This window comes from Microvirga aerophila (assembly GCF_003332305.1).
In the GTDB taxonomy this organism is placed as follows: domain Bacteria; phylum Pseudomonadota; class Alphaproteobacteria; order Rhizobiales; family Beijerinckiaceae; genus Microvirga; species Microvirga aerophila.
Map to the genome: position 1 here is coordinate 16,222 of NZ_QOIO01000029.1, position 25,207 is coordinate 41,428.

Here is a 25,207-nt window from a genome sequence, read left to right on the forward strand (position 1 = left end):
CGGATGCTCCATGACGAAGTTCTACCCGGTCACCGTCTCCGATATCAGGCGCGAGACCCGCGATGCCATCATCCTCACGCTCGATGTGCCAGAGGAGCACAAGGACGCATTCCGGTTTTCGCAGGGCCAGTACCTGACGCTGCGAACGAATATCGACGGCGATGAGGTCCGCCGGTCGTACTCGATCTGTGCTGCAGCGACGGACGCCCAGTTGCGGGTCGGCATCAAGAAGATCGCCGATGGCCTGTTTTCCAATTGGGCGAGCAGCCAGCTCGCCCCCGGACAGGTCATCGAGGCCATGCCTCCCATGGGCAACTTTTTTGTGCCGCTGGACGAAAGCCGAAAGAGGCATTTTGTGGGGTTCTCGGCCGGCAGCGGGATCACGCCCCTTCTCAGCATCGTCAAGACGACCCTCGTGGCGGAGCCACGGTCATCCTTCACCTTGTTTTACGGAAACCGCGCCTCAAGCTCGATCATGTTCCGCGAGGAACTTGAGGATCTCAAGAACGAGCATCTCGACCGATTCAGCCTTATTCATATTCTCAGCCGCGAGCAGCAGGACATCGATTTGTTCAATGGTCGCCTGAACAAGGAAAAATGCGACCAGCTCCTCGATCACTGGATTGATGTGGCGTCCATCGACACTGCCTTCATCTGCGGGCCGCAGGACATGATGCTCGGTGTCGCCCAGAGTCTCGAGGAGCATGGCCTCGACAAACGCCAAATCAAGTTCGAGCTTTTCGCAACCTCGACCCCTGGCCGCCGTCAGCGCCGGCCCGACGAGGCGAGGGCGGAGGACCGCGAGAATCTCTGCGAGGCGACGGTCGTGATTGACGGGCGAGCCCGAACCTTCTCCTTCGAGAAGGGAGCCGCATCCGTTCTGGACGCGGGAACTGCCGAGGGATTGGAGCTTCCCTATGCGTGCAAGGGCGGAGTCTGCTCCACATGCCGGGCGATGCTGGTCGAAGGCGAGGTCGACATGGATGCGAACTTTGCCCTTGAGGATTATGAGATCGCGAGGGGCTACATCCTGACTTGTCAGAGCTATCCGGTCACCGACAGGATCGTGGTCGATTTCGATAAGTGATAAGGGACACCCCATGGTTGATGAAGAGAGCCTCGTCAGCTTCGTGGCCGGTGGCGGCAGGCTGAGCGCGCCGGACAACGTGACCCCCCGCTACCGCGGCGAGCTCATGCGCCTGATGGCGATTTTCGTCGACTCGGAAATGGCGGGAGCGTCGGGCTTTGCCGATTGCATCAACCTCGCGCCTGGGCTGAAAGAGCGGATCACAGCCACTCGCATGGTCGTCGACAAGTTCACCCATGCGCGGCGGGTCCTGGAGCTGATGGAGCAGTTCGGGGCCAATACTGGTCAATACGTTGGAGCGCATCCCTGGTCATCACGCCTCGACCGGAGCATGAACCTCGGCACACGCCGCACCGAGGGGGACATGCGCCTCAATGTGTTTCATTACCCGATCAACGGCTGGGTCGATGCGGTGGTGATGAACTTTCTTATGGGGCAGGCGACCGTGGTGCAGCTCGACGAGTTGACCCGCGGTTCCTATCAGCCGTTGGCGGATCTGTTGTCCGAGATTGTCCCCGTCGAACGGCGTCATGCGGAGCTTGGGGAACAGGGACTGCGTGTGGCCTTGGACAAGGGGCACGACAAGACCGACGCTCAGGCATCTGTGAACTATTGGTATCCGCGGGTTACTGACACGTTCGGCCGCAGCACCTCGGATCACTTCGATCAGCACCGCAAATATGGGTTGCGTCAGAAGAGCAGGGAGGAGCTCCTATCGAGCTGGCAGAGCCTGGTTCATCCGGTTCTGGACGAGCTTGGACTAAGTGCCCCGGAAGGCGGTCTCGATCCAGCGTCCCGGCAGAAGGCACTTGCCTGATCTGATCACAGGCTACTCGGCTGCCTTGGCATGGCGTGCTGCCCCGAATTGCTGTGCTTGGAGATTTCGAGTTCCATCGATGATCAGCTGCGCGACAAGCTCCGCGTAGTCGGCGCGGGAGACTTCTCCAGTGCTTTTGAACCAGAGGTAATGCCAGTTGATCATGCCGAAAAGCGACATGGTCACCGGCTTCAGGAGCTTTGTCCTTTCCAACTGGGGCGCTACGCCCGCCACCGCGCCGGAGAAAAGGCGAACCAGATCGCGTTCCATCGCCTTGAGCTCGATCTGGCGCTCGGCCGGGAGAAGACGGAGGCCGTTGATCTGCACATTGTGCTGGGCATCGGCATCCCGATAAGCCTCTAACAGGGCGGCAATCAGTTCCTTTAAGCGCGGTTCGGGCGAAAGTTCCGGGCGATCGGCGGCTTCGACCACCTCAAGCAATTCCTCGAGGTGAAAGCGAATGACGTCGAAGAGCAGTTCTTCCTTGTCCTTATAGTAATGATAGAGGTTGGCCTTCGAGACGCCGCATGCCTCTGCGATCTTGCTCATTGACGCGCGATCATAGCCATGCGCTGCAAAAAGCTCGGCCGAGCGATTCAAAATCGCCCGACGCTTCTCATCATAATCGTTGGCGCGGGTGCGGGCCATTTGACACTTCTATTCTTTCGGTCTGCGGTCTATGACGCGTCTCGCCTTGCCTAGCGAGCGCTCGATTCCCTCGGGATCCAGGACGTTTACCTGCGCAGTGATCCCAATGGTATCCTTTATCGCCTGGCTCAGCCGGTCGGCAGCGGCTTTCCGGGTTTCGTGATAATCAGCTTCGGCGCGGATCTCTGTGCGGATCTCCATCTGGTCCATGCGCCCCTCACGGGTCAGAATGATCTGATAATGGCCTGAAAGAGCCGGGATGGTCAGGAGCTTTTCCTCGATCTGGCTGGGGAAGACGTTGACCCCGCGGATGATCATCATATCGTCCGTGCGGCCCGTGACCTTCTCCATGCGGCGCATCGCCCGGGAGGTCCCGGGCATGAGCCGCGTCAGGTCGCGGGTGCGATATCGGATGATGGGCATCGCCTCCTTGGTGAGGGACGTGAAAACCAGTTCCCCTTCCTCGCCGTCCGGCAGCACTTCGCCGGTAACAGGGTCGATCACCTCGGGGTAGAAATGATCCTCCCAGATGTGCAGGCCGTCCTTGCTCTCGATGCATTCGCAGGCGACACCCGGACCCATGACCTCCGATAGGCCATAGATGTCCACCGCGTGAATATCGAACGCCTCCTCGATTTCCGCCCGCATGGCGTTCGTCCAGGGTTCGGCGCCGAAGATGCCGATCTTGAGCGAGGACTTGCGCGGGTCGAGCCCTTGCTTCCGGAATTGGTCCAGAATCGCCAGCATGTAGGAGGGTGTGACCATGATCACGTCAGGCTCGAAATCGTGGATGAGCTGCACCTGCCGCTCGGTCATGCCGCCGGACATGGGGATCACCATGCAGCCGAGCCTCTCGGCTCCATAATGTGCGCCCAAGCCTCCCGTGAAGAGGCCGTAGCCGTAAGCCACGTGCACCTTCATGCCCGGCCGCCCGCCGCTTGCCCGGATCGAGCGGGCCACAACGTCCGCCCATGTGTCGATATCGTGCTTGGTATAGCCGACGACCGTAGGCTTGCCGGTGGTTCCGGACGAGCCGTGGACGCGGGCAACCTGGCTCTGAGGCACGGCGAACATGCCGAAGGGATAATTGTCGCGCAGGTCGTGCTTGGTGGTGAACGGGAACTTTGCGAGATCGCTCAGTTCCTTGAAATCGTCCGGGTGAACACCGGCCGCGTCGAACTTGGCCTTGTAGTGCGGCACGTTCTCGTAAGCGTGCCGCAAGGACCAGGCCAGTCGGTCACGCTGCCAGGCAGCAAGCTCATCCTTCGATGCCAGTTCGAACCGGTCGAGATCTGTCGGTTGCGGCTTGAGTTCGGAAAGCTTGCGGAGCGGAATCTGAAACAAAGTAACCTCCCATACGCAGTTTTTTAGTAGATTTATTTAGTACCCGGCGAGAGAAGCATGCCGGCGATGGTTCTCGAATGCCCGCGAAACTCTGCGACGACTTCGTCCCGGCTGTTCCGAACTGTTACGTCGTAGATACCGGAGCGGCCCGTCCGGGTGCGTTCCACAGCATGGGCCGTGAGCGTGTCTCCGCGACGGCCGGGTTGCAGGAACGTTACCGCGCATTGCTGGGCGACCGTGCGCTGGTTGTATGTGTTGCAGGCAAAAGCGAAAGCCGAGTCCGCCAAGGTAAAGATGAACCCGCCGTGGCAAATGCCGTGTCCATTTGTCATGTCGGCTCGGATCTTCATCGAGATGACGGCCTCGCCGGGCGAGACCCGCTCGACGAGCATCCCGAGCCCCTGGCTCGCCTGATCCTCTGCCCACATGGCCTCGGCGCAAGCTCGCGCAACTTCCTGCGCGTCGTTCCCGGAAGCGGTCGGCTGTGCGTCCATCAGGTCCTCCCGGTAAATTTAGGACGCCGCTTTTCGAAGAAAGCCGTGACGCCTTCCATGTAGTCTGGCGTGCGGCCCGCTTGCCCTTGAAAATCCCGCTCCAGATCGAGCTGCTGGTCGAGATCGTTCGTTTCGGATGCATCTAGGGCCTGCTTGATCAGGCCGAGCCCGACGGTGGGCTGGGACGAGAAATGAACGGCAAGACGATGCGCTTCCTCCATGAGCACTGCATCATCAACAGCCTTCCAGATCATGCCCCAGGTTTCGGCCTGTTCGGCAGGAACCGGCTCGGCCAGGAGGGCGAGAGCCCGCGCCCGCGCAGGACCGACGAGCCGCGGCAGAAACCAGGTTCCGCCTGAGTCAGGGACGAGACCAAGCTTTGCGAATGCCTGGATGAACTTGGCGGACCGCGCCGCCAGAACGATGTCGCACGCGAACGCGATGTTTGCGCCGGCACCGGCCGCAACGCCGTTGACCGCACAGAGCACAGGCATCCGTAGGTCCCGAAGCTTGCGCACGAGCGGATTGTAAAGCCGTTCAAGGGTGGAAGAGAGATCTGGAACCTCGCCTGGGCTGAAGACCCGATCCGACAGATCCTGGCCAGCGCAGAACCCGCGTCCGGCACCGGTGAGAATGAGCGTTCGGCAGTCCTTGTCAGCTTCCGCATCGAGAAGAGCTGTCATCAAAGCCGCATGCATCGCCTCGTTGAAGGAGTTGAGACGGTCAGGGCGATTGAGAGTGATGACGCGATACCCCTCTCGCCTGTCCATGAGGATGAAGTCATTCTCCAACGTGGCCCTCCCGGATTCCGGTGGATCGCAGACAGTTGCTTCGACTTGTTTTACTATTGACCAACCGTCCGGTCAATTATATTGATGCTATGGATAGCGTCAATGAGCGTATGGCCGGCGTTCAGGAGGACGGGATGGGATTTTTCGACAACCATCGAGATACACTCAATCAACCCCTTCAAGCGGTGCGGTCGCGTGGTTATTGGAGCGCCTATCCGGAAATCCCAAGCGGCAAGATCTACGGCGAAACCGCTAAAGCCGCCAACGAACCGCTGATCGACAAGGCGTCCGAGGCTTTTGCATCCGCTGGCGTTGCGCTTTCGGTCGATCTCAAAGGAGGGGTGTTCGTCAATCAGTCCGCCCGTTTCAGCGACTATCACGCGACAGGGACGAATCTGACCGAAGCAGCCTGCTTTACCGGCGCGGCCTTCGTAGCCGACCGCTTTCACATTGCAACGGCATGCAGGCCTTTGGTGGCCTCACCCGTCGCGCAGCACGTACAATAAGAACAAGAACATTCGGCAATTCATCCAGGAGGAAACAGATGAAATCACCCTCGACGCTCAAGTACATGCTCGCCGCCAGTGCGATCAGCTTAGGCTTTTCCAATGGCGCGCTCGCTCAGGACACCGTCAAGATTGGCTCGGTCCTGTCTGTCACTGGCCCGTCCTCCTTTCTGGGTGAACCCGAGGACAAGACGCTCCGGATTTATGTCGACCAGATTAACGCCGCAGGCGGTGTTGCCGGCAAGAAGATCGAGCTCGTGATCTACGATGACGGGGGTGACGCCAACAAGGCCCGGACCTTTGCGACCCGCCTTATCGAGGACGATGAGGTTATCGCCATGGTGGGAGGAACCTCGACAGGTTCCACCATGGCGATGGTCCCTGTGTTCGAGGACGCGCAGGTTCCGTTCATCTCACTGGCAGGCGCGATCGAGGTGGTCGATCCCGTGCGCAAGTTCGTGTTCAAGACGCCCCACACGGACAAAATGGCGTGCGAGAAAATTTTTGAGGATCTGAAGAAACGCAACCTCACGAAGATCGGGATGATTTCGGGCACGGACGGGTTCGGCGCTTCCATGCGGGCGCAGTGCGTCAAGGTTGCACCCAACTACGGAATGCAGATCGTTATCGATGAGACTTATGGTCCTCGCGACAGCGATATGACGGCCCAGCTTACCAAGATCAAGAACACGGCCGGCCTGCAGGCTGTCGTTAATCCAGGTTTCGGCCAGGGGCCGGCGATCGTGACCCGCAACTATGCGCAGCTCGGCATGACCGGAACGCCGTTCTACCAGAGCCACGGCGTAGCGTCGAAGAGCTTCATTGATCTGGCAGGCGCAGCCGCAGAAGGTGTCCGGCTCCCGGCCGCAGCGCTTCTCGTGGGGGACAAGCTCCCTGAGAGCGATCCGCAGAAGAAGGTCGTGACCGAGTACAAGAAGACCTACGAGAGCGCCACGAAGCAGCCTGTCTCGACCTTTGGCGGCCATGCCTATGATGGATTGTTCATTCTGGTCGAAGCGATGAAGCGCGCGAACTCCACGGATCCCAAGAAAATCCGCGATGAGATCGAAAAAACCAAGGGGTTTGTCGGCACGGGCGGCATCGTCACCATGTCGGCGACAGACCACCTCGGGCTCGACCTCTCCGCGTTCCGCATGCTCGAGATCAAGGGCGGCGACTGGAATCTGGCTGAATCGGGAAGCTGATCCTGCTCACAACGCCTCCGGGCCATACACACATGGAAGCCCGGAGGCGTCGCTTCCTATTCCTCAGGACTGACGGCTGCTCGTTTGCCGCCGGTCCAGTAACCAGAGGCTGCGGGACCGCATAATGGCCGAGTTTCTCCAGTTTCTTATCTCCGGATTGACGGTCGGAGCGGTCTACGCCCTGGTCGCACTGGGTTTTACCCTGATCTATAATGCGTCGGGCGTGGTGAACTTCGCCCAGGGCGAGTTCGTCATGCTTGGCGGGATGGTCACGGTGTTTGTTTCGGCCGCAGGGGTGCCGTTGCCGCTGGCTGCGTTGATTGCAGTATGCGTTGCCGTCGTCATTGGGCTTCTGCTGCACCGTTTCGCCATCGAGCCCGCGCGCGGCGCATCGGCTGTAACACTCATCATCATAACGATTGGCGCATCGATCCTGCTCCGTGGCATTGCGCAGATCGTCTTCGACAAGCAATTTCACAAGCTGCCCTCGTTCTCCGGAGATACGCCAGTCGACATCTTTGGAGCAGCGGTTCAGCCGCAGAGCTTCTGGGTCCTCGGCGGAGCCGCGGTCGTGGTTTTGGGGTTATACGCCTTCCTGGAACGCACGGTGCTCGGCAAGGCTGTGCTGGCAACCGCCGCAAACCGCCTAGCCGCTCGCCTAGTCGGCATCAACACGACCACGATCATGGCGCTTGCCTTCGGAGGGTCCGCGGCGATCGGCGCGATCGCTGGCATTCTCGTGACGCCGATCACTCTCACAAGCTACGATGTCGGCACGCTTCTTGCGCTGAAAGGGTTTGCCGCCGCGATGCTGGGAGGCATGGGTAATCCGCTGGGCGCCGTCGTCGGCGGGCTCCTGATCGGGCTTCTCGAGGCATTCGGCGCGGGCTACCTCAGCTCGACCTATAAGGACGCCTTTGCGTTCCTTGTCATTCTTGTCGTGTTGTTTGCTGCGCCTCAAGGACTGTTCGGCCGGCGAGCCGTCGAGAGGGTATGAGCATGCGTGCTCTTGTCAATCAACGCTTTACGACGCTCGCCATTCTGGCAGTCGTGATTGCCGTTCTGCCCCTCATTTTCCCTTCCAGCTACTATTTCCGCGTTGCATCCCTCGTCTGGGTGTCGGCGCTCGCTGCCATCGGCCTTAACATTCTCATGGGCCAGGCAGGGCAGGTCAGCCTCGGTCATGCGGCGTTCTTCGGCATTGGCGCCTATGCGGTCGCCATCGGCCCAGCCCATCTCGGTCTACCCACCTGGGCTGCGCTTCTCATTGGGGCTCTTCTTTCAGCTGCGCTCGCTTTTCTGGTGGGGCGTCCCATCCTGCGGCTGAAAGGACACTATCTCGCGATTGCCACACTAGGCCTTGGCGTCCTCGTCGCGCTCGTCATCTCGACCGAAAGTCGATGGACTGGCGGGCCGGACGGCATGCCAGTAGCTCGGCTGACCTTGTTCGGATGGCGGGTGACCGGATCGGATACATGGTATTGGGTGACGGGGGGCCTCCTGCTCATTGGCGCTTGGATTGCACTCAACCTCGATGAAACTCCCACCGGCAGAGCATTTCGGGCGCTTCACGACAGTGAGGTGGCGGCGCAGGTCGTCGGAGTCGACGTCGCTCGTTTCAAACTGCAGGCCTTCGTGATCGCAGCGGTCTACGCGTCTTTGGCCGGCTCCGCGCTCGCGATGATGAACGGCTTCATCAACCCGGATCAGGCTGGCTTCCTACACTCCGTGGAACTCGTCACCATGGTGGTGCTAGGGGGGCTCGGATCAGTGGTCGGAAGCATCGTTGGCGCGGCCTTGCTCGTGACGCTTCCCCAAGTGCTGACTGTTTTTCATGAGTACGAGCACCTCCTGCTCGGGCTCATCATCATCGTGTCGATGATCTTTATGCGCAGCGGCATCGTACCGACTTTGTCGTCCCTGTTCTTCCAGAGGACACGGTCATGACAATCCTACAGGCAATGGATATCGGCATTTCCTTCGGCGGCGTGAAGGCGGTCGATGGGGTGAGCTTCTCGGTCAGTCCCGGCCAGATTCTTTCGATCATCGGTCCCAACGGCGCAGGAAAGACAACGCTCTTCAACGTGATCTCGGGTGTCTATACCGCCAGTCGCGGCACCATCCACCTCTCCGGCGAAAACGTGACCGGGCTGGCGCCACACAACCTAGCGACCCGAGGTCTTTCACGGACCTTCCAGAATCTCCAGATCTTTCAGCGCATGACGGCCTGCGAGAACGTAATGGTTGGACGCCACCTGCGGGAGAAGTGCAGCCTTCTGCCTGCCCTGTTCAGAATGCCCGCGGTCACGCGCCAGAACCGGGAGACGAGGGCGGCGGCTCTCGAACTCCTGAGCTATGTGGGGCTGAAGGACTCGGCTGATGTCCTGGCGGGTTCGCTTCCCTACGGCGCGTGCAAGCGTCTCGAGATCGCGCGCGCGCTCGCGGCTGAGCCGCGCGTGCTTCTCCTCGACGAACCGGCCGCCGGCTGCAATGCGGTCGAGACGGAGGAAATTGACCACCTCATCCGACAGGTCGCGGACCGGGGAGTCGCGGTTGTGCTCGTCGAGCACGACATGAAGCTCGTGATGAAGATCTCCGACCGGATCCTGGTTCTTGAGCGGGGCAGGCCGCTTGCCGAAGGATCGCCGCGCGAGGTTCGTGACAACCCCAAGGTTCTAGAGGCTTATCTCGGGCGTCATGGGGCCCAGGAGGCAGCCCGTGCTTGAGATCAAAGGTCTTCGCAGCGCCTACGGCCGGATTGAGGTGCTCAAGGGCGTTACGCTTCACGTCGAGACAGGCGAAGTGGTTGCTCTCGTTGGGTCCAATGGCGCTGGTAAGACGACACTCCTTCGTGCGCTGTCCGGAGTCCAGCCGATCACCGGCGGCGAAATCCTGTTCAACGGTGAGCCGATTCATCGCCTGCCGCCCCATCGGCGGGTCGATCGCGGGATTACGCAATCGCCGGAGGGACGCCAGGTATTCGGCCCCTTGACCGTAGAGGACAACCTGCGGCTTGGCGCTTATCGGCGAAGCGATAAGGACATCGGTTCGGATCGCGACCGTGTTTTCACGATGTTTCCGATCCTAGCCGAGAAGAGACATCTTCTGGCCGGCGGATTGTCGGGAGGGCAGCAGCAGATGCTGGCTATCGGCCGGGCGTTGATGGGACGACCCAAACTCTTGCTTCTCGACGAACCGTCGCTGGGACTGTCGCCGCTCCTGGTCGATCAGATCCTGGACGCCATCGTGTCGCTCAGGAAAGACGGCATTACGGTGCTTCTTGTCGAGCAGAACGCAAGCGCCGCCTTGGCGATCGCGGATCGTGGCTATGTACTCGAAACCGGAAAGGTCGCTTACACTGGCGCAGGTTCGGCGCTCTTGGCCGATCCCCAGGTCAAGGCCGCATACCTCGGTATCGAGTAAGGGACCACTATGGTCTTGCGCTGAAGCAGGGGATCAACTCGAAGCACTTTCCGGCTGCACCATGCTTTTCTTCGCGAGGGCAAGAGCGTCCTGAAGAACAGCCTGATCGCCGATGTGGTTGGCCAGGATCAGCACAAGGCGGCTGTTGAGCGCCGCGCTCGCCTCATCCGATAGACCACGATGCGCTTCTATGAGGGCCCGATAGGCGCGGTCCGGGTCTGAGAAGCGGTTGTCGGCGACAAGAAAAGTCATGCGGCTCCTCCGTCAAAACCACGCAAACGGCGGGTGGCACGTTCGATCATCGAGGAGTCCGGATGTCGCCAGCGGGCCGCCAGATGCTGGTCGGGACGAACCAGGTAGGCGCTGCCGGGAGATGCATCGAACCGTTGTTCGAAAAACCCGTTCTCGTCGATCAGGTCGTGGCCGATCGTGAGAATGCGGCAACTGCACGGTGGGGGATCGCCGTTCGAGACGTAAAGGATGGTTTCCTGGCCACCCAGTGCTTCAAGCAGCCAGATGGGCCGCCCCTCGCGGTCGCGCATGGGTGCATCGGGGAGGGGCGCTCCAAGGCGAGCGGATCCAGCCCAGGCGTCACGATCGGGCGTCGAGAGAGAGGTCTCGTAGGTGGAGGGCGTCGAGAGCCTGCCTGAGTTCACCATGCGCTTCGCAAAGGGTGCATGGCGGGCAAGAGCAAGCGCGGCATCGCGAAAGCGTAGCTCCTGAGCGGAGCGTGGGGCGATGAAGTCGGTCGAGCGGGTCGAGTGGCCGATATTCTCATCCGTCGCGGCGGAGCGCTCAAACTCATAGGTCTCCATCAAACGTTCGGGCGCTGCATCGTTTACAACGAGGGCGAGCTTCCAGGCTAGATTCTCCGCATCTTGGATGCCGGAATTCGCGCCGCGTGCACCGAACGGCGAAACCTGGTGGGCAGCATCCCCCACGAATACCACGCGCCCGTGCACGAAGCGCTCGAGGCGACGGCACTGGAAGGTGTAGACTGACACCCATTCGAGGGCAAAGTTGTCGTGCCCGAGCATCTGTCTGAGACGCGGCAGGACCCGCTCCGGGGCCTGTTCGGCTTTTGCGTCCGCATCAGGACCAAGCTGGAGATCGATGCGCCAGACGTCGTCCGGCTGCTTGTGGAGGAGGGCCGAGCGGCCATCATGGAAGGGTGGATCGAACCAGAACCACCGCTCCGTTGGAAAATCGCCCCGCATTTTCACATCGGCGATGAGAAACCGGTCCTCGAAAACCTCGCCTGTGAAGCTGAGACCGAGCATGCTGCGCAAGGCTGAGCGCGCCCCATCGGCAGCCACCACCCAATCGGCGTCCAGATCATAGGAGCCTTCAGGTGTCTCGACCGTGAGCCTCGCGCCGTCATTGCGTGGCTTTAGACCGGTCGCCTTGTTGCGCCAGCGGATATCGAGATCCGGCAACTGCGCGGCGCGCTCCACGAGCGCGTGCTCGAGGTAGTATTGCTGAAGATTGATGAAGGCCGGCATCTTGTGCCCATCCTCGGGCAAAAGATCGAACGCGTAGAGCAGCTCCTCACGCTGGAACACCTTGCCGACCTTCCAGGTCACGCCCTTGGAAAGGCAGGTCTGGGCCACGCCGAGCCGGTCGAGGATTTCGAGCGTTCTCTTGGCATAGCAGATGCCGCGCGAGCCTTCCCCGATCCGATCCGCATCGTCAAGTAGGATGACCGGCACACCGCGCTGGACAAGGTCGATGGCCGTGCAAAGTCCAACAGGCCCCGCGCCGACCACGACCACAGGATGGTGAGCTGGAGTGGGGCGGTCCTGATCCGGGCTGCGGCGATAGCCGAACTGGTAGAGAGCTTTGCGGGTGTTCATGGCGCGTCCGTTTCTCGACCTTGCCCCAAAGACCTACCCCTGCAGAGCCGCCCAAAGCTCCCGGTCCCGCTCAGCGGTCCATATCACGGGATGATCGATCCCGGAGGCCTCGTCAAATGCCCGGGAAACGTTGAATGGGAGACAATGTTCGTAGATGGCGAAACTGCCGAATTTCGGGTCCATGACGTCTCGAGCGGCCGCGAACGTCTGCTTCAGGTTGCGGCCACGAGCGACCGATAGTTCCGCGGCTCCGTATAGGCTGGTGACGAAATCCCGTGTCATGGCAATGGCTTCGCGCACCATCTGCTCGCCCTTGAGCGCATCACCGCGGCCGGGCACAAGGGCTTTGGGCCTGAAAGCCCGGATTTCCTCCAGTGTTTCAGGCCATTCGCGCAAGTGGGCATCGCCGCAATAACAGGCAGAGTGATACTCTACGAGGTCGCCGGAAAACATCACCTGCGCGTCCGGCACCCAAGCGACGATGTCGCCTGCGGTATGGCCCGCGCCTAAATGAAAGAGCTTCACCTCGCGCTTGCCGAGAAAAACCGACATGCTGTTCTCGAAGGTGATCGTCGGCCAGGTTAGCCCTTCCGGGATGCTGTTTTCGCCACGGAAAAGGCGTGGGAAACGGCCGATTTCTGAGGCTTTGTCCTGTTCGCCCCGTTCGACGATCAGGTCGTAGGTCGCGTTCGACGCGATGATGCCCTGAGCCTCATAGGCCGAGGCGCCAAGCACCCGCACAGCATGATAGTGGGAGAGGACGACGTACTTGATCGGCTTGTCGGTGACAGTGCGCACGCGCGAGATCACGTCCTCGGCCATGGCGGGAGTCGCCTGGGCGTCAATCACCATGCAGCCGTCGTCGCCTACGATGATGCCGGAATTCGGGTCGCCTTGAGCCGTATAGGCATAAAGCCCCGGACCGACTTCCGTGAACGAGACCATCTTGTCCGTCGTGTCTGCGGTCGACGCGAAGGCTTTCTCAGCCATCATGGTTCTCCGTAAGGTAAATTGCTCCCGTCGATGTTTTCTCATGGCGGGAGAGCGGGGTCGAACGGGGAAGGGCGAGGCCCATGTGTGATCGTCTCCACCTCAAAGAGGACGTACGTTATTCGTCATGATGGGGTGCCTGAAATGCAAGGAGGCTTTCATGCGCTTCAACAGTCGTAGGGAATGAGTTGGAGATACCGTCCTTGTAGGGTTAGGTGACTGCTCGCATCAGCCGCATTCGTAGTGACTTTATCAAGTGGATTGTTGCATAAGCAACGGTTTTCTGGCCGCCTAGCTTATGGGGAAATGTTTGCGAGCACGGTCCTGTTCGTTCTCAAGGTATCAAGCTAAGATGCCGTAGCGTCGGTCGAAGAGTAATGGTGCGCTGCACCATTTCAACGCCTCAGAACGGTACTGCACGAAGCCTGTCACAACCCGAACCTTTATATATAATTTTCAACCGATAAATAATCTTGACCGCCTCTTGGCGGGCCTATTTACTGTCGCAAACTTACAGCGGATGAGGAAGCCGGCCATGAAGGCGTCGGATTTCAATTATGTCTGCCCGTCTTCCGTTGAGGAAGCGACAAGTCTGCTTGCTCTCCATGGGGACGGAGCCAAGGTTATTGCCGGTGGCCAGAGCTTGGTCCCGGCCCTCAACCTTCGACTGCTAGCTCCAGAAATCCTCATCGACATCGGCCGCATCGGCACGTTGCGCTACATTTCCGTAGCCGACGGGATGGTCCGGATCGGCGCGCTCGCGCGTCATGTCGATCTCCTGAATTCGCAAGAGATCGCAGAGCACGTGCCTCTCCTGGCCGAGGCAATCACCTACGTGGCCCACCCGGCTATCCGCAATCGGGGCACGATCGGAGGCAACCTCGCCCATGCGGATCCCGCATCGGAGTTGCCTGCCTGTATGATGGCGCTCGATGCCGTCATGGTTATTTCCGGTCCTTCCGGTGAGAGGCGCGTCGCGGCATCCGAGTTCTTCCTCGGGATCTATGAGACAGCATTGGCCCCGGACGAGCTGCTTATCGGTTTGGAAATCCCCGTAACTGCGGCTGGAAGCCGGTTTTACTTCCACGAGTTTTCGCGCCGCAACGGTGACTTTGCCATTGCGGGGCTGGCTGCTCAGGCCAATGTCCGAGATGGGACGGTCGAAAGCCTCCGTCTTGCTTATTTTGCGATTGGCGGCAGACCAACGCTTGCCGCCCATGCGGCGGCCAAGGTCGCCCGCCAACCGATCGGCCCGGCGGTCATAGCCGACGCTCAGTCCGCCCTTGCGGAGGATCTTGAGCCGCATGATGACCAGCAGGCTTCCTCTGCAATGCGGCTTCATCTTGCGAAGGTTCTGCTGGAACGATGCATGTCTGATCTCGTGCAAGACCAGGAAATGAAAAGGAAGGCATTGCAGTGATTGCTCCCGTCTCCATCACCCTCATGGTCAACGACGAGCACGTGAATGCTCACGTTTCTCCCCGCACGCATCTCGCCGATTTTCTGCGCGACCATCTTGGTCTCACCGGCACCCATCTTGGATGCGAGCACGGGGTATGCGGAGCATGTACCGTTCGCCTTGACGGCGACATCGTGCGAGGCTGTCTGGTTCTTGCGGTTCAAGCGGACGGAGCCGTCGTCGAGACGATCGAGGGGCTGTCCGACAGCGGCGAAATCGCCGATCTGCAGGAGGCCTTCCGCAATCGGAATGCTCTTCAGTGCGGCTATTGCACTCCCGGCATGCTGATCGCGGTCCAGGAACTGCTGCGCCAGCAGAGCAACCCTAGCCGGGAGACGATCCGAGAGCATCTTTCAGGAAACTATTGCCGGTGCACCGGGTACCACGCAATTGTTGATGCGGTCGAGGCCACGGTGCGCGCCCGCAATGGAGCCAATGCATGAGCGGCAGCGCCGACACTCCCTCGGGACTCTCCGCCCTCGACCGGCCGAACTCCTATATCGGTCGAGCGGTTCCGCGCCCCAACCTCACGCGCCTCATGCAGGGACGCGGACAGTACGTGAGCGACATGACGCTGCCTCGCATGGGGCACGTGGTCTATGTCCGGTCCCCATATGCGCATGCGCGCATACTGGGGATCGACTCGACGGATGCCAAGGCAATGCCTGGCGTGATCGCGGTTGTAACTGGCGCCGAACTTGCTCAGGTCTGCACGCCCTGGGTAGGGGTTCTGTCGCATCTCAAGGGCCTGAAATCTGCCCCTCAGTACCCCATCGCCGTCGACCGCGCCTGTTGGCAAGGTGAGGCTGTGGCCGCAGTGATCGCCACAAGCCGGGCAATTGCAGAAGATGCCGCAGAACAGGTCATCGTCGATTATGAAGAGCTTGAACCGGTTACGGACATGCGCACGGCGCTTGATCCCGAGACGCCGGTCATTCATCCCGACCTCGGCGATAACCTCGCCTTTGAGCGGAAGCTCGATGCAGGTGAAGTGGACAGGGCCTTCGCCGAAGCGGACGCGGTTGTGGATGCGGAGTTCGTGTTCGGCCGTCACACGGGAGTAACCCTCGAATCGCGGTCGGTCCTCGCCGACTGGAACGCCGGGGAGGGGCGGCTCACGGTCTATCAGGGCACCCAAGCTCCTCATATGATGCAGAACATCTTTGCCAAGCATTTAAGCCTCGAGGAGGCTCAGGTGCGAGTGGTCTGTAAGGACGTCGGCGGATCCTTTGGGATCAAGGTTCATGTCTATGCAGACGAGATGGCCACTGCTGCGCTCTCGAAGCTCCTTCGCCGTCCTGTCAAGTTCGTGGCTGATCGCATCGAAAGCTTTGCAACCGACATCCATGCCCGTGACCATCGCTGTTATGGCAAGATCGGCGTCATGAAAGACGGCACCATCACCGCTTTCGAGATCGATGATCTCACCGGGATCGGCCCTTACTCGATGTATCCGCGCACCAGCGCCATCGAGGCCAACCAAGTCGTCAACCTTGTCGGCGGGCCCTATACGGCACAGAACTATCGCGCCAGGGCGCGGGTGGTTTTCCAGAACAAGAACGTGACGTGCCAATACCGCGCCGTCGGCCACCCCATCGCCTGCTCCGTCACAGAGGGACTGGTCGATCTTGCGGCGCGCGCGATCGGAATGGATCCAGCTGAGATCCGGCGACGCAACCTCATTCAGGACGACGCCTATCCGTGCGGATCGCCGTCCGGTCTCAAGTTCGAAGCGCTCTCCCATCACGCAGCTTTGAACAAGCTCCTCGCGATGATGAATTATGACGCCCTCCGGGTGGAGCAGGCCGAGTTGCGCCAGAGAGGAATTTATCGCGGAATCGGACTAGCAAGCTTCATCGAGGTGACCAACCCCAGTGCTGCCTTCTATGGTGTCGGCGGCGCCAGGATTTCATCGCAGGATGGCGTGACGGTAAGGCTCGACGCAACCGGCTCCGTGACCTGCCAAACCAGCATCACGGAGCAGGGACAGGGCTCGGAAGCGATTACGGCGCAGGTTGTCGCGACGGCGATCGGTGTGCCGATGGAGCGGGTTCGGGTCATCCTCGGCGATACGGACAACACGCCTTATGGCGGTGGTACCTGGGCGTCGCGCGCAGCGGGCATTGGCGGTGAGGCGGCGTGGCAGGCGGGCAAGGCGCTGCGCAACAATATCTTGGCTGCGGCGGCAACCATCCTGCAGGCGGATCCCGCAACCCTCGACGTTGTGGACGGCGTCGTAGTGGACAAGGGGACGACGCGTCAACGCATCGGTCTCGATGAAATGGCACGCATTACTTACTTCCGTCCCGATACGCTTCCGCCAGGGTTCCAGGCCGAGCTGATGGCCACCCGGCACTTCGTGCCGCGCCAATACCCATTCGCCTTCACCAACGGCGTTCAGGCCAGTTGGCTTGAAGTGGATATCGAGACCGGCTTCGTAACCCTGCTCAAGCACTGGGTGGTCGAGGATTGCGGTACGATCATCAATCCCCAGCTCGTCGACGAGCAGATCCGCGGCGGCGTGGTGCAGGGTCTGGGGCCGGCGCTTTATGAGCACTGCCGGTATGATGAGAGCGGCCAGCTCACGAATGGCAACATGGCCGACTACCTTGTGCCCATGGCGGCCGAGATGCCGGATATCGAGGTAGGTCACGTCGTTTCGCCAACTCTGGAAACCGAACTCGGCGCCAAAGGGGCAGGGGAAGCCGGCACCGCCGGGGCGGCGGCTGCCGTGGCCAATGCGGTGAATGACGCCCTCTCGCCCTTCGATGTGCTCATCACCGAAATTCCGCTGACCCCTGAACTTATCCTGAAGGAGCTTAAACGCTTCTGAAAGTATCGCCTGACCGATGGCGGCTTGCCGCCTTCCAAAATCAAAAAAGCGACATCCCTTAGGAGGAAACACCATGACGAGTTCCGGCAAGAAGCCGACAGACATTAGCCGCCGTAGCCTTCTCGGCACGGCGGGCGCGGGAGCATTGCTCGCCGTATCTCCGTTCTCGATCAACATTCTTCGGGCTCAGGAGCAGACGATCAAGATCGGTTTTCCTGTTCCCCTGACCGGCCCCTACGGGACAGAAGCGCAAGACCAAGTGCGGGCGGCGGAGGTCGCAATCGCGGAGTTCAACGAGGCCGGTGGTCTGAACGGCCGTAAAGCTGAGTTGCTCGTACGCGACGACAAGCTCAATCCTGGCGAAGCCGCCACCCGTGCGCTCGAGCTGATCGAGAAGGACAAGGTCAACTTCATCGTCGGCAGCCTTTCCGCCGCCGTACAGCTTGCCGTCAACAACGTTACCAAAGAGCGCGGGGTCATATTCAATTCGATCAGTCAATCGGACGCCATCAACGAGATTGCGGACTTCAGCAAATTTACGTTCCACGAGGCCCTTAACCCGCATATGACGGCGGGCGCCGTCGGGCGTTATGCGTTCCCGAAATTCGGCAAGAAGGTTGCATTTCTTACCGCCGATTATGCTTATGGTCATGAAATGGTCCGGGGGTTCCGGGAGGCGGGGAAGGCAGTTGGCATCGAAGAGCTGGCGGACATCCGCCACCCGATCGGGGCGACTGATTTTTCGACTCTTCTCCCTCGCATCCAAGCCTTGAAGCCGGATATCCTCTGCATCTGTAATTTTGGCCGTGATCAGCAGATCGCTTTGAAGCAGGCGACCGACTTCGGTCTCAAAAGGAATATCAAGCTCATCACGCCCATCCTGCTCTACACCGGTCGCTTGGCCGCAGGAGCCCAGGCATTTAATGGCGTCATTGGCGGCACATCGTACTACTGGGGTATCGAGGACCAGTTCGCTTCAGCCAAAGCCTTCAACGATCGCTTCCGCAAGATGCATGACGGGAAGGTTCCGTCGGACTACGGCGCGCTCGGATATGGCGGAGTGAAGACGCTCCTGATGGCCGCGAAAGAGGCCGGCAGCGTGGAAAGCGAGATGGTCATCGCCGCAATGGAAGCCTTGAAGTACGACTACTACAAGGGACCGCAATACTTCCGGAAGTGCGATCACCAATCCGTCCAGTCGGTGTTCATCATCGAATCCAAGACGCAGAACCAGCGCAACGAGGCGGACGTATTTGACGTCGTTGCTACGGAGCAGCCCAACGAAGCGAACCTTCGTTCGTGCGAATCTTTAGGCCACAAGGCGTAACCAGTCAGACAGCGGCGGGCTCCCCAGTGAGCCCGCTTGCGCTTTGGAGATATAAATGGCGGGTCTGACCCTGGACTTGATAGGATTGCAACTGTTCACTGGCCTCGCACTCGGGGCGGTCTACGTGCTTCTTGCAATCGGCCTTTCGCTCATTTTCGGCATGTTGACCGTCGTGAACTTTGCTCACGGCGCTTTCTATATGCTGGGCGCCTATGTGGGGGTCTACCTCCTCGCTCTAGGCGGGAATTTCTGGCTTTGCCTTGTGGCTGTTCCGATCATTGTCGGGACGATCGGCCTGGTGGTTGAACGGTTTCTCATTCGACCACTCTACGGACGCGGAATCGATTATCCGCTCCTGCTCACCTTCGGCCTAAGCTACGTGATCGTCGAGCTCGTCCGGATCGCGTTCGGCAAGGCAGGCTACCCCTTCGATACGCCGGAACTGCTGCAAGGCGCCGTGGATATCGGCATCGGCTACTTCCCGCTCTATCGTCTTTTCGTCATCGCAGCCGCGGGCGTTGTCCTTCTCGGCCTCTGGCTGTTCCTGGAACGGACGAGCTTCGGCCTCATCATCCGGGCCGGGGCTCGAGACCCACAGATCGTGCGGGTCCTAGGGGTCGATGTGGCCCGGGTATGGCTGGTGGTCTTTGGGATTGGAACTGGGATTGCTGCCCTTGCCGGATTGCTTGCCGCGCCGCTCCAGGGCGTCATCCCCGAAATGGGGGGGCCGATCCTCGTCGAGGCGTTCGTCGTCACTGTGGTCGGCGGCATGGGGTCCCTGCTCGGGGCCGTCCTCGCCGGACTTCTGGTTGGAGTGGTGGTGAGCTTGTCGTCGCTCTTCGTGCCTGAAATGGCGAAGGTTTCCATTTTCGCGCTCATGGCGATCGTTCTGCTGATCCGCCCGCAGGGCTTCTTTGGCCGAGCCGGTCTGATGAGCTGACGGAATTATCATCATGCATGAAGCTTCCCACATCTCCGAACCATTGGCGGCTGCTCCCAGGCATCGCGCCAGCTGGTTCGAACTTGCCCGACAGCACCGGGTTCTGCTGTCATCGGCTTTCCTGCTGGCCTTTCCGCTGGTGATGCCGTTCACCGCCTTGGCGGTGAACATCCTGATCTACGGGCTATACGCTCTCGGCTTCAACCTGCTGTTCGGATATCTGGGCCTTTTATCCTTTGGGCACGCTGCGCTCTTCGGGACAGGAGCTTATTTATGCGGCATCGCGATCGTGCATTTCGGAATGCCCTGGTACGCTGCGATAGTGGTAGGTGTCTTGGGTGGCGTCGCCATGGCGGCTGCGATCGGCGTGCTGGCGATCCGCACCCGGGGCATTTACTTCGCTATGGTCACCATGGCCCTGTCGCAGTGCGTCTATTACCTGTTCTATCAGGCAATCGACTGGACAGGAGGCGAAAACGGCCTGCGCGGCATCAACGTGCGTGAAATCTCGATCTTCGGGCTGAAGTTCGACTTCATCGATCCGCTGACGCGCTACTATGTGGTTGCAGCTTTTGTAATCCTCGCCCTGATCTTTCTGTCGCGCATCCTTGCGTCGCCTTTTGGCGCAGTCATCGAAGCCGTACGCGAGAATGAAGCCCGTGCCCGTGCCTCTGGCTACAACGTCACGGCTACTCGTTTGATAGCGTTCATTCTATCGGGCGCATTCTGCGGACTGGCGGGAGCCCTTCAGGCATTGCATCTCTCGATCGTACCGATCGAGATCATGCATTACGAGACGTCGGGCCTTGCGGTCATGATGTCGCTTCTCGGCGGTATGGGAACCTTCTTCGGCCCCTTCGTTGGGGCTGCCGTATTCCTGCTTCTCGAGAATCTCGTCTCCCTCTGGACCGTGCACTGGCAGCTCTTCGTGGGAGCCGTTTTCATGGTGTGCGTCCTGTTCTTCCCGAAGGGAATTTGGGGAACCTTGCTGCAGAGGGTTCAAAAGTGATCGGTCAGACAGCAACCTCAGACGTCATTCTGCGTACCGAAAGGGTCAGCAAGCAGTTCGGCAAGTTTACAGCGCTGAAAGACATCACGGCTGAGTTTCGTCGTGGTGCCATCACGTCCATCATTGGGCCGAATGGAGCCGGCAAGAGCACCTATTTCAACCTGTTGTCAGGGGCCTTTCCTCCCACAAGCGGTCAGGTTGAGTTCGAGGGGCGGGACGTGACCGGGCTCCCGCAGCATAAATTCGCTCACATGGGCGTGGCCAAGTCCTTCCAGATCACGAACGTGTTTCCGCAACTGTCCACGCACGAGAACATCCGGGTCGCCCTCCAGGCGCTTTCCTCCCGGTACAACATCTGGACGCCCCGGACCTCCTACAAGGATCTGGTCGTCCAAGCCGATGAACTGCTTCATCGAGTTGGGCTTTGGAGCCGGCGCGGCCGTCTTGCGGGAACACTCGCCCACGGCGAACAGCGTGCGCTTGAAATCGGCATGGCGCTTGCAAGTCACCCCCGGCTTTTATTGCTCGATGAGCCGACTGCCGGAATGAGCCCTGAGGAAACCCGCGTGATGATGGACCTGATCGTACAGCTTGCGCAGGAGCGGACAGTCATTCTCGTGGAGCACAAGATGAAACTCGTAATGGGGATCAGCGACCGGTTGCTCGTTCTGCACCACGGCGAACTCCTGGCAGAGGGAACGCCTGCGGATATCCGTCGGAACGAAACCGTCAAGCGCGTCTATCTCGGCCAGCGGGAGCACTGAATCGATGCTGAGGGTCGAAAAGCTCAATGCCTGGTACGGATCAAGTCACGTTCTTCAGGACATCAGCCTTGACGTCAACAATGGCGAGATCGTTTGTCTCATCGGACGTAACGGGGCAGGCAAGACCACCACGCTCAAGTCGATTATCGGTCTGATCGACAAGACAGCCGGCCGGGTCGAGTTTGAAGGCCGGGAGGTCTTGAGCAAGCCGGCGCATGCCCGCTTCGGAGCGGGCCTTGCCTATGTGCCTGAGGAGCGCCGAATTGTTCCTGGCCTCTCCGTGCGCGAAAACCTGAGGCTGGGCTTGGTCGCATCGCCCAACAAAAAGAAAGAGGCGGAACTGATCGACCGAACCGCTACGATCTTTCCTCGTCTGGCGGAACGTCTCGATCAAGTGGCCATCACCATGTCCGGAGGCGAGCAGCAAATGTTGGCGATCGCGCGGGCCATGATCTCGGACCCGAAGCTGATCATGCTCGACGAGCCGTCGGAAGGCATTATGCCGGTGCTGGTGGACGAGATGTTTGAGCTGTTCCGCAACATGAAGGCACAAGGCACGACCATTCTGCTCGTGGAGCAGAATGTGGAGCTTGCCCTCAGCATTGCGGATCGGGCGTACGTGGTCGATCAAGGCACTGTCGTGCATCATGCTTCGGCGTCGGAACTTCTGGCGGACGCAGAGATTCAGGAGCGTTACTGCTCGGTCTGACAGGTTCGACGCGCCACTAAGAAAAGCTCAGGGTGGAACTCGTTATGGGTTCCACCCTGAGCCTTGTAGGCACGTCTTCTTCGAGCCTTCAGGGAACCGGCTGATCCTTCTTTGAGAATACCCCTCCCAACCAACCCTGTTTCTGCGGACTCGCAGGGGCTTCTTCTGCCTCCGGTTGTCGGACCGGAGCTACAAGCTCACTAAACTTGGTGAAGAATTCGCCAGCAAGCTTTTTGGCCGTTGCGTCTATCAGCCGGCCGCCAAGTTGAGCCAGCTTGCCGCCGATCTGCACCTTGACCGCATAGCGCAGGGTCGTGCCGGCATCATTCTCTTCCAATTGTACGAAAGCCGACCCCTTTGCATGACCTGCTGCGCCGCCAGTGCCTTCGCCGCTGATGGTGTAAGCGTTGGGAGGATCCAGATCCTTGAGGGTGACCGCACCTTTGAACGTGGCCTTCACAGGGCCAATCTTGAGCGTCACCTTGGCCTGCATCTCCGTATCGGACAGCTTCTCGAGACTTTCGCAGCCTGGAATGCATTGTCTTAGGATCTCGGGGTCATTCAGCCCAGCCCATACAACCGCACGAGGGGCGCCGATTTCCCGGCTCTCGGTCATTTCCATAAAATTACTCCGATTGGCTAATCGCCGGTTGGGTGAGGCCGGCTGGTATTTTGGAATGAGGATGTTCCGGCGCTTCCAGCGTGAAGCAAACCTTATTTTACTCGCGTGCGAAGCCAAGCGAGGAACTCATCGAAAAAGTGGGGAGCCGAAGCTCCCCGCTTCCTTCAAACGGTGAGGCCCGCCTTGACACGTTCGGGGGTAAATGGAAGCCGCCGGAAACGAACTCCTGTCGCGTCGAAGACCGCATTAGCGAGCGCTGCCGATGTAGGTCCTTGCGAGGCCTCGCCCGTTCCGAGGTATGGTTCGCCTGGTCGATCGATGATCGAGACTTCGACAGGCGGGACTTCCGAGAACGTGAGGATTGGGTAGCTCGCCCAATCTTCGGAGAGCACCCTGGAGTTGTCGAACTTGACCTCCTCCTTGAGGCTCCAGCTCAGGGACTGAATGACGCCACCCTCGATCTGGTTGGAGATACCGTCCGGACTGACGACATGGCCGCTATCGGCAGCCGTTGCCACCCGCACCACGCGAACCCTGCCATTGCGTCGATTGACGTCCACCTCCATGGCGACCGCGCACAGCCCGGCATAGTTTTTGTACTGAGCGAATGCGATGCCGCGTCCGCGATTTTCCTTCTTCTCGAACTTATCCCAGCCGAATGTCTCGGCGGCTTTGACCAGGACATCGCGGGCTCGCTTGTCCTTCAAGAAACGCAGCCGATACTCGAGCGGGTCTGCGCCTGCGGACCGAGCCAGTTCGTCGATGAACGACTCAATTGCGAACACATTCGCGTAAGCCCCCAAGCCCCGGGTGGAGGAAACCCGAAGGGGCATCTCCGTGATGTAATGCAAAAGGACCCGTTGGCCAGGGAAGTCATAGAGAGCAATGGCGTTTCTGTCGGCCGCGTAGTTTGGCGGTCCGCCATTGCGCGGAACCGGCTGTTTGAAGGGCTTCTCCAGGTAGCGTGCAGACAGCAGGTTGCCCGGTTCTCCGCCTGGTCGGGTTCCATGGGGCGTGGACCAAACTTCGAGGTCCCAATCGAGAACGTTTCCTTTGTCGTCGACGGCTGCCTTGGTTTTGATCACCATGGCGGAACCGTAGGGTTCCCATTTATGCTCTTGGTCTCGCGTATAGAGCAGTCGAACCGGCCGGCCCGGCAAGGCAACGGCAAGAAGCGCTGCGTCGGCCGCAGCATCGTCAGCCATATTATGTCCGTAGCATCCGGACCCCTGCATGTGCTGGCACCGTACCTTTGCAGGGTCCATGCTGAGCATCTTGGCGATTGCCGGGGCGGTCTCGAAGACGCTCTGGCTATGTGTTTGGATCGTCAAGGTGCCATCATTGCCCATCGTAGCAATCGCCGCCGAGGGCCCGATCGAGGCATGCATGTGGTATGGCCGTTGATAGGTTGCCTCGATGACCTTGGCGGTTTCGCCCCCTCCTGATCTGGCCTTCTTATGGATCTCCTTATCCTCAGACTTAGCCTTGAGTAGCCAGTCGTAGATGCCTTCATGTCCTGGAAGGAGGTTGTCGACCTCCCACTTGGCCGCATTCTCCAGTTCGGCGGCGGCGGCAAGCGCCTGGTCCTCACGTTCCGCAATAACCCCAAGGAAGCTGCCGTTGCGAACGACTTTAAGGACGCCAGGCATGCTCTCGACTTGATCGGTTTTCGCATCGGCTAACCGAGCGGAATAAGTCGGCGGACGAACGATGCGTCCGTGAACCATACCTTCCGGTCGGTATTCCTGAAGGAAGATGGCCTCGCCGGTCATCTTTGCCGGGATATCGACACGCGTAACCGACTTCCCGATATATCGGTGTTCCGATGCGGGCTTTAGAGGCGTCTTTCCGGTTGCTTCTCTCTCCAACTCCTTGCCGGTGACGAGTTCCCAATAGGTAGCCTGCGAGCCTCCTTGGCCCGTGATCGTTCCATCACTGACTTTTAGAGACTCTACCGGCTGCCCAAGTTTCGCGGCGGCCAGCCCGAGCAGGATCTGGCGGACTTCGGCGGAGGCTTGTTGAACGGCCGGCGCACAGCCCGGCATTGATTGGGAGCCTGCTGTCGTTCCTTCGTCCGGCACGACAGCAGTATCGCCGGAGATGATTTTGACGCGCCCAAGGTCCACGTCGAGTTCGTCGGCGCAGATCTGTGTGACAGCTGTCAGGATGCCTTGGCCAAGCTCAACCTTTCCGATCATCAGAGTGACGGTGCCGTCAGCATTGATCTTAAGCCATGCGCTCAGCATCGGCGATGTCTTGAGATCGCCGGGCAGTTTTGGAGGAGTTTGCGCAACCGCAAGATCCAGGGGGACCGCGAAGGATAGAGTCAGGGAACCCAAGCCTTGGAGTAGGCGGCGGCGATCGAGAGTGAAGGGCTTGTTCATTG

The 25,207-nt window shown here is 59.9% G+C and carries 25 protein-coding genes; 16 read left to right on the forward strand and 9 right to left on the reverse strand.

Annotation, left to right across the window (positions count from 1 at the left end):
* The first annotated feature begins 10 nt into the window (after positions 1-10).
* Both paaE and DRB19_RS16565 read left to right on the forward strand, forming a co-directional pair.
* Positions 11-1,087: a 1,2-phenylacetyl-CoA epoxidase subunit PaaE gene (paaE, locus tag DRB19_RS16560; RefSeq protein WP_114187141.1), complete on the forward strand. Its 1,077-nt coding sequence runs from the start codon at positions 11-13 to the stop codon at positions 1,085-1,087.
* Between the two features lie 13 nt (positions 1,088-1,100).
* A complete protein-coding gene (locus DRB19_RS16565; RefSeq protein WP_114187142.1) occupies positions 1,101-1,904 on the forward strand; it encodes a Phenylacetic acid catabolic protein in 804 nt (267 codons plus the stop codon).
* Between the two features lie 12 nt (positions 1,905-1,916).
* Here DRB19_RS16565 and DRB19_RS16570 read toward each other — a convergent pair whose 3' ends face one another.
* Genes DRB19_RS16570 through paaG form a run of 4 tightly spaced genes read right to left on the reverse strand, consistent with a single transcriptional unit; the run spans position 1,917 to position 5,160 of the window.
* The gene (locus DRB19_RS16570) at positions 1,917-2,552 is read right to left on the reverse strand and encodes a TetR/AcrR family transcriptional regulator (RefSeq protein ID WP_114187143.1); all 636 of its coding nucleotides are present in this window, start codon (positions 2,550-2,552) and stop codon (positions 1,917-1,919) included.
* A gap of 9 nt (positions 2,553-2,561) precedes the next feature.
* On the reverse strand, positions 2,562-3,896 hold the full coding sequence (paaK, locus tag DRB19_RS16575) for a phenylacetate--CoA ligase PaaK (RefSeq protein WP_114187144.1): 1,335 nt from the start codon (positions 3,894-3,896) through the stop codon (positions 2,562-2,564).
* Positions 3,897-3,928: 32 nt separating this feature from the next.
* Positions 3,929-4,390 carry a hydroxyphenylacetyl-CoA thioesterase PaaI gene (paaI, locus tag DRB19_RS16580; protein WP_114187145.1) on the reverse strand — a complete coding sequence of 154 codons (462 nt, stop codon included), beginning with the start codon at positions 4,388-4,390 and terminating at the stop codon, positions 3,929-3,931.
* On the reverse strand, positions 4,390-5,160 hold the full coding sequence (gene paaG, locus DRB19_RS16585; RefSeq protein ID WP_373867370.1) for a 2-(1,2-epoxy-1,2-dihydrophenyl)acetyl-CoA isomerase PaaG: 771 nt from the start codon (positions 5,158-5,160) through the stop codon (positions 4,390-4,392). The genes paaI and paaG overlap by 1 nt, the downstream gene beginning before the upstream one ends.
* Before the next feature lie 56 nt (positions 5,161-5,216).
* On the opposite strand from paaG, the gene DRB19_RS16590 reads away from it, so the two are divergent.
* From DRB19_RS16590 to DRB19_RS16615, 6 genes are all read left to right on the forward strand, one after another.
* Positions 5,217-5,687, forward strand: a complete 471-nt coding sequence (locus DRB19_RS16590) for a hypothetical protein (protein WP_147021768.1) — start codon at positions 5,217-5,219, stop codon at positions 5,685-5,687.
* Between the two features lie 38 nt (positions 5,688-5,725).
* Positions 5,726-6,892: an ABC transporter substrate-binding protein gene (locus DRB19_RS16595; protein ID WP_114187148.1), complete on the forward strand. Its 1,167-nt coding sequence runs from the start codon at positions 5,726-5,728 to the stop codon at positions 6,890-6,892.
* Between the two features lie 124 nt (positions 6,893-7,016).
* Entirely contained in the window at positions 7,017-7,889 is an 873-nt protein-coding gene (locus tag DRB19_RS16600; protein WP_114187149.1) for a branched-chain amino acid ABC transporter permease, read from the forward strand.
* Between the two features lie 2 nt (positions 7,890-7,891).
* Complete coding sequence (locus DRB19_RS16605; protein WP_114187150.1) at positions 7,892-8,839, forward strand: branched-chain amino acid ABC transporter permease; 948 nt, start codon at positions 7,892-7,894, stop codon at positions 8,837-8,839.
* Positions 8,836-9,618: an ABC transporter ATP-binding protein gene (locus DRB19_RS16610; protein ID WP_114187151.1), complete on the forward strand. Its 783-nt coding sequence runs from the start codon at positions 8,836-8,838 to the stop codon at positions 9,616-9,618. The genes DRB19_RS16605 and DRB19_RS16610 overlap by 4 nt, the downstream gene beginning before the upstream one ends.
* Complete coding sequence (locus tag DRB19_RS16615) at positions 9,611-10,315, forward strand: ABC transporter ATP-binding protein (protein WP_114187152.1); 705 nt, start codon at positions 9,611-9,613, stop codon at positions 10,313-10,315. The genes DRB19_RS16610 and DRB19_RS16615 overlap by 8 nt, the downstream gene beginning before the upstream one ends.
* Before the next feature lie 33 nt (positions 10,316-10,348).
* On the opposite strand, the gene DRB19_RS16620 is transcribed toward DRB19_RS16615, so the two are convergent.
* From DRB19_RS16620 to DRB19_RS16630, 3 genes are read right to left on the reverse strand one after another with little or no spacing between them, the layout of a single operon-like run.
* Positions 10,349-10,567 (reverse strand): DUF2783 domain-containing protein, encoded by a 219-nt coding sequence (locus DRB19_RS16620; RefSeq protein ID WP_114187153.1) that lies wholly within the window; start codon positions 10,565-10,567, stop codon positions 10,349-10,351.
* Positions 10,564-12,168, reverse strand: coding sequence for an FAD-dependent oxidoreductase (locus tag DRB19_RS16625; RefSeq protein WP_114187154.1), 1,605 nt, complete (start codon positions 12,166-12,168; stop codon positions 10,564-10,566). Before DRB19_RS16625 ends, DRB19_RS16620 begins: the two co-directional genes overlap by 4 nt.
* Positions 12,169-12,201: 33 nt before the next feature.
* Positions 12,202-13,158, reverse strand: coding sequence for an MBL fold metallo-hydrolase (locus DRB19_RS16630; protein ID WP_114187155.1), 957 nt, complete (start codon positions 13,156-13,158; stop codon positions 12,202-12,204).
* Positions 13,159-13,693: 535 nt separating this feature from the next.
* Between DRB19_RS16630 and DRB19_RS16635 the strand changes: the two genes are divergently transcribed.
* The 8 genes from DRB19_RS16635 (at position 13,694) to DRB19_RS16670 (ending at position 22,199) form a co-directional block, all read left to right on the forward strand.
* A complete protein-coding gene (locus DRB19_RS16635; RefSeq protein WP_114187156.1) occupies positions 13,694-14,578 on the forward strand; it encodes an FAD binding domain-containing protein in 885 nt (294 codons plus the stop codon).
* A gap of 23 nt (positions 14,579-14,601) precedes the next feature.
* Positions 14,602-15,060 carry a (2Fe-2S)-binding protein gene (locus DRB19_RS16640; RefSeq protein WP_114187204.1) on the forward strand — a complete coding sequence of 153 codons (459 nt, stop codon included), beginning with the start codon at positions 14,602-14,604 and terminating at the stop codon, positions 15,058-15,060.
* Entirely contained in the window at positions 15,057-17,450 is a 2,394-nt protein-coding gene (locus DRB19_RS16645; RefSeq protein ID WP_114187157.1) for a xanthine dehydrogenase family protein molybdopterin-binding subunit, read from the forward strand. The genes DRB19_RS16640 and DRB19_RS16645 overlap by 4 nt, the downstream gene beginning before the upstream one ends.
* A 73-nt stretch (positions 17,451-17,523) precedes the next feature.
* Positions 17,524-18,777 (forward strand): ABC transporter substrate-binding protein, encoded by a 1,254-nt coding sequence (locus DRB19_RS16650; protein WP_114187158.1) that lies wholly within the window; start codon positions 17,524-17,526, stop codon positions 18,775-18,777.
* A 55-nt stretch (positions 18,778-18,832) separates the two neighbouring features.
* Positions 18,833-19,717 carry a branched-chain amino acid ABC transporter permease gene (locus tag DRB19_RS16655; protein WP_114187159.1) on the forward strand — a complete coding sequence of 295 codons (885 nt, stop codon included), beginning with the start codon at positions 18,833-18,835 and terminating at the stop codon, positions 19,715-19,717.
* Between the two features lie 13 nt (positions 19,718-19,730).
* Positions 19,731-20,726 carry a branched-chain amino acid ABC transporter permease gene (locus DRB19_RS16660; RefSeq protein WP_114187160.1) on the forward strand — a complete coding sequence of 332 codons (996 nt, stop codon included), beginning with the start codon at positions 19,731-19,733 and terminating at the stop codon, positions 20,724-20,726.
* Positions 20,723-21,490: an ABC transporter ATP-binding protein gene (locus DRB19_RS16665; protein ID WP_114187161.1), complete on the forward strand. Its 768-nt coding sequence runs from the start codon at positions 20,723-20,725 to the stop codon at positions 21,488-21,490. Before DRB19_RS16660 ends, DRB19_RS16665 begins: the two co-directional genes overlap by 4 nt.
* Positions 21,491-21,494: 4 nt before the next feature.
* The gene (locus DRB19_RS16670) at positions 21,495-22,199 is read left to right on the forward strand and encodes an ABC transporter ATP-binding protein (RefSeq protein WP_114187162.1); all 705 of its coding nucleotides are present in this window, start codon (positions 21,495-21,497) and stop codon (positions 22,197-22,199) included.
* Positions 22,200-22,287: 88 nt separating this feature from the next.
* Here the strand turns inward: DRB19_RS16670 and DRB19_RS16675 are convergent, their stop codons facing one another.
* Both DRB19_RS16675 and DRB19_RS16680 read right to left on the reverse strand, forming a co-directional pair.
* On the reverse strand, positions 22,288-22,821 hold the full coding sequence (locus DRB19_RS16675) for an SRPBCC family protein (RefSeq protein ID WP_114187163.1): 534 nt from the start codon (positions 22,819-22,821) through the stop codon (positions 22,288-22,290).
* 164 nt (positions 22,822-22,985) lie between these two features.
* Positions 22,986-25,205 carry a xanthine dehydrogenase family protein molybdopterin-binding subunit gene (locus DRB19_RS16680; RefSeq protein ID WP_114187164.1) on the reverse strand — a complete coding sequence of 740 codons (2,220 nt, stop codon included), beginning with the start codon at positions 25,203-25,205 and terminating at the stop codon, positions 22,986-22,988.
* Positions 25,206-25,207 lie beyond the last annotated feature (2 nt).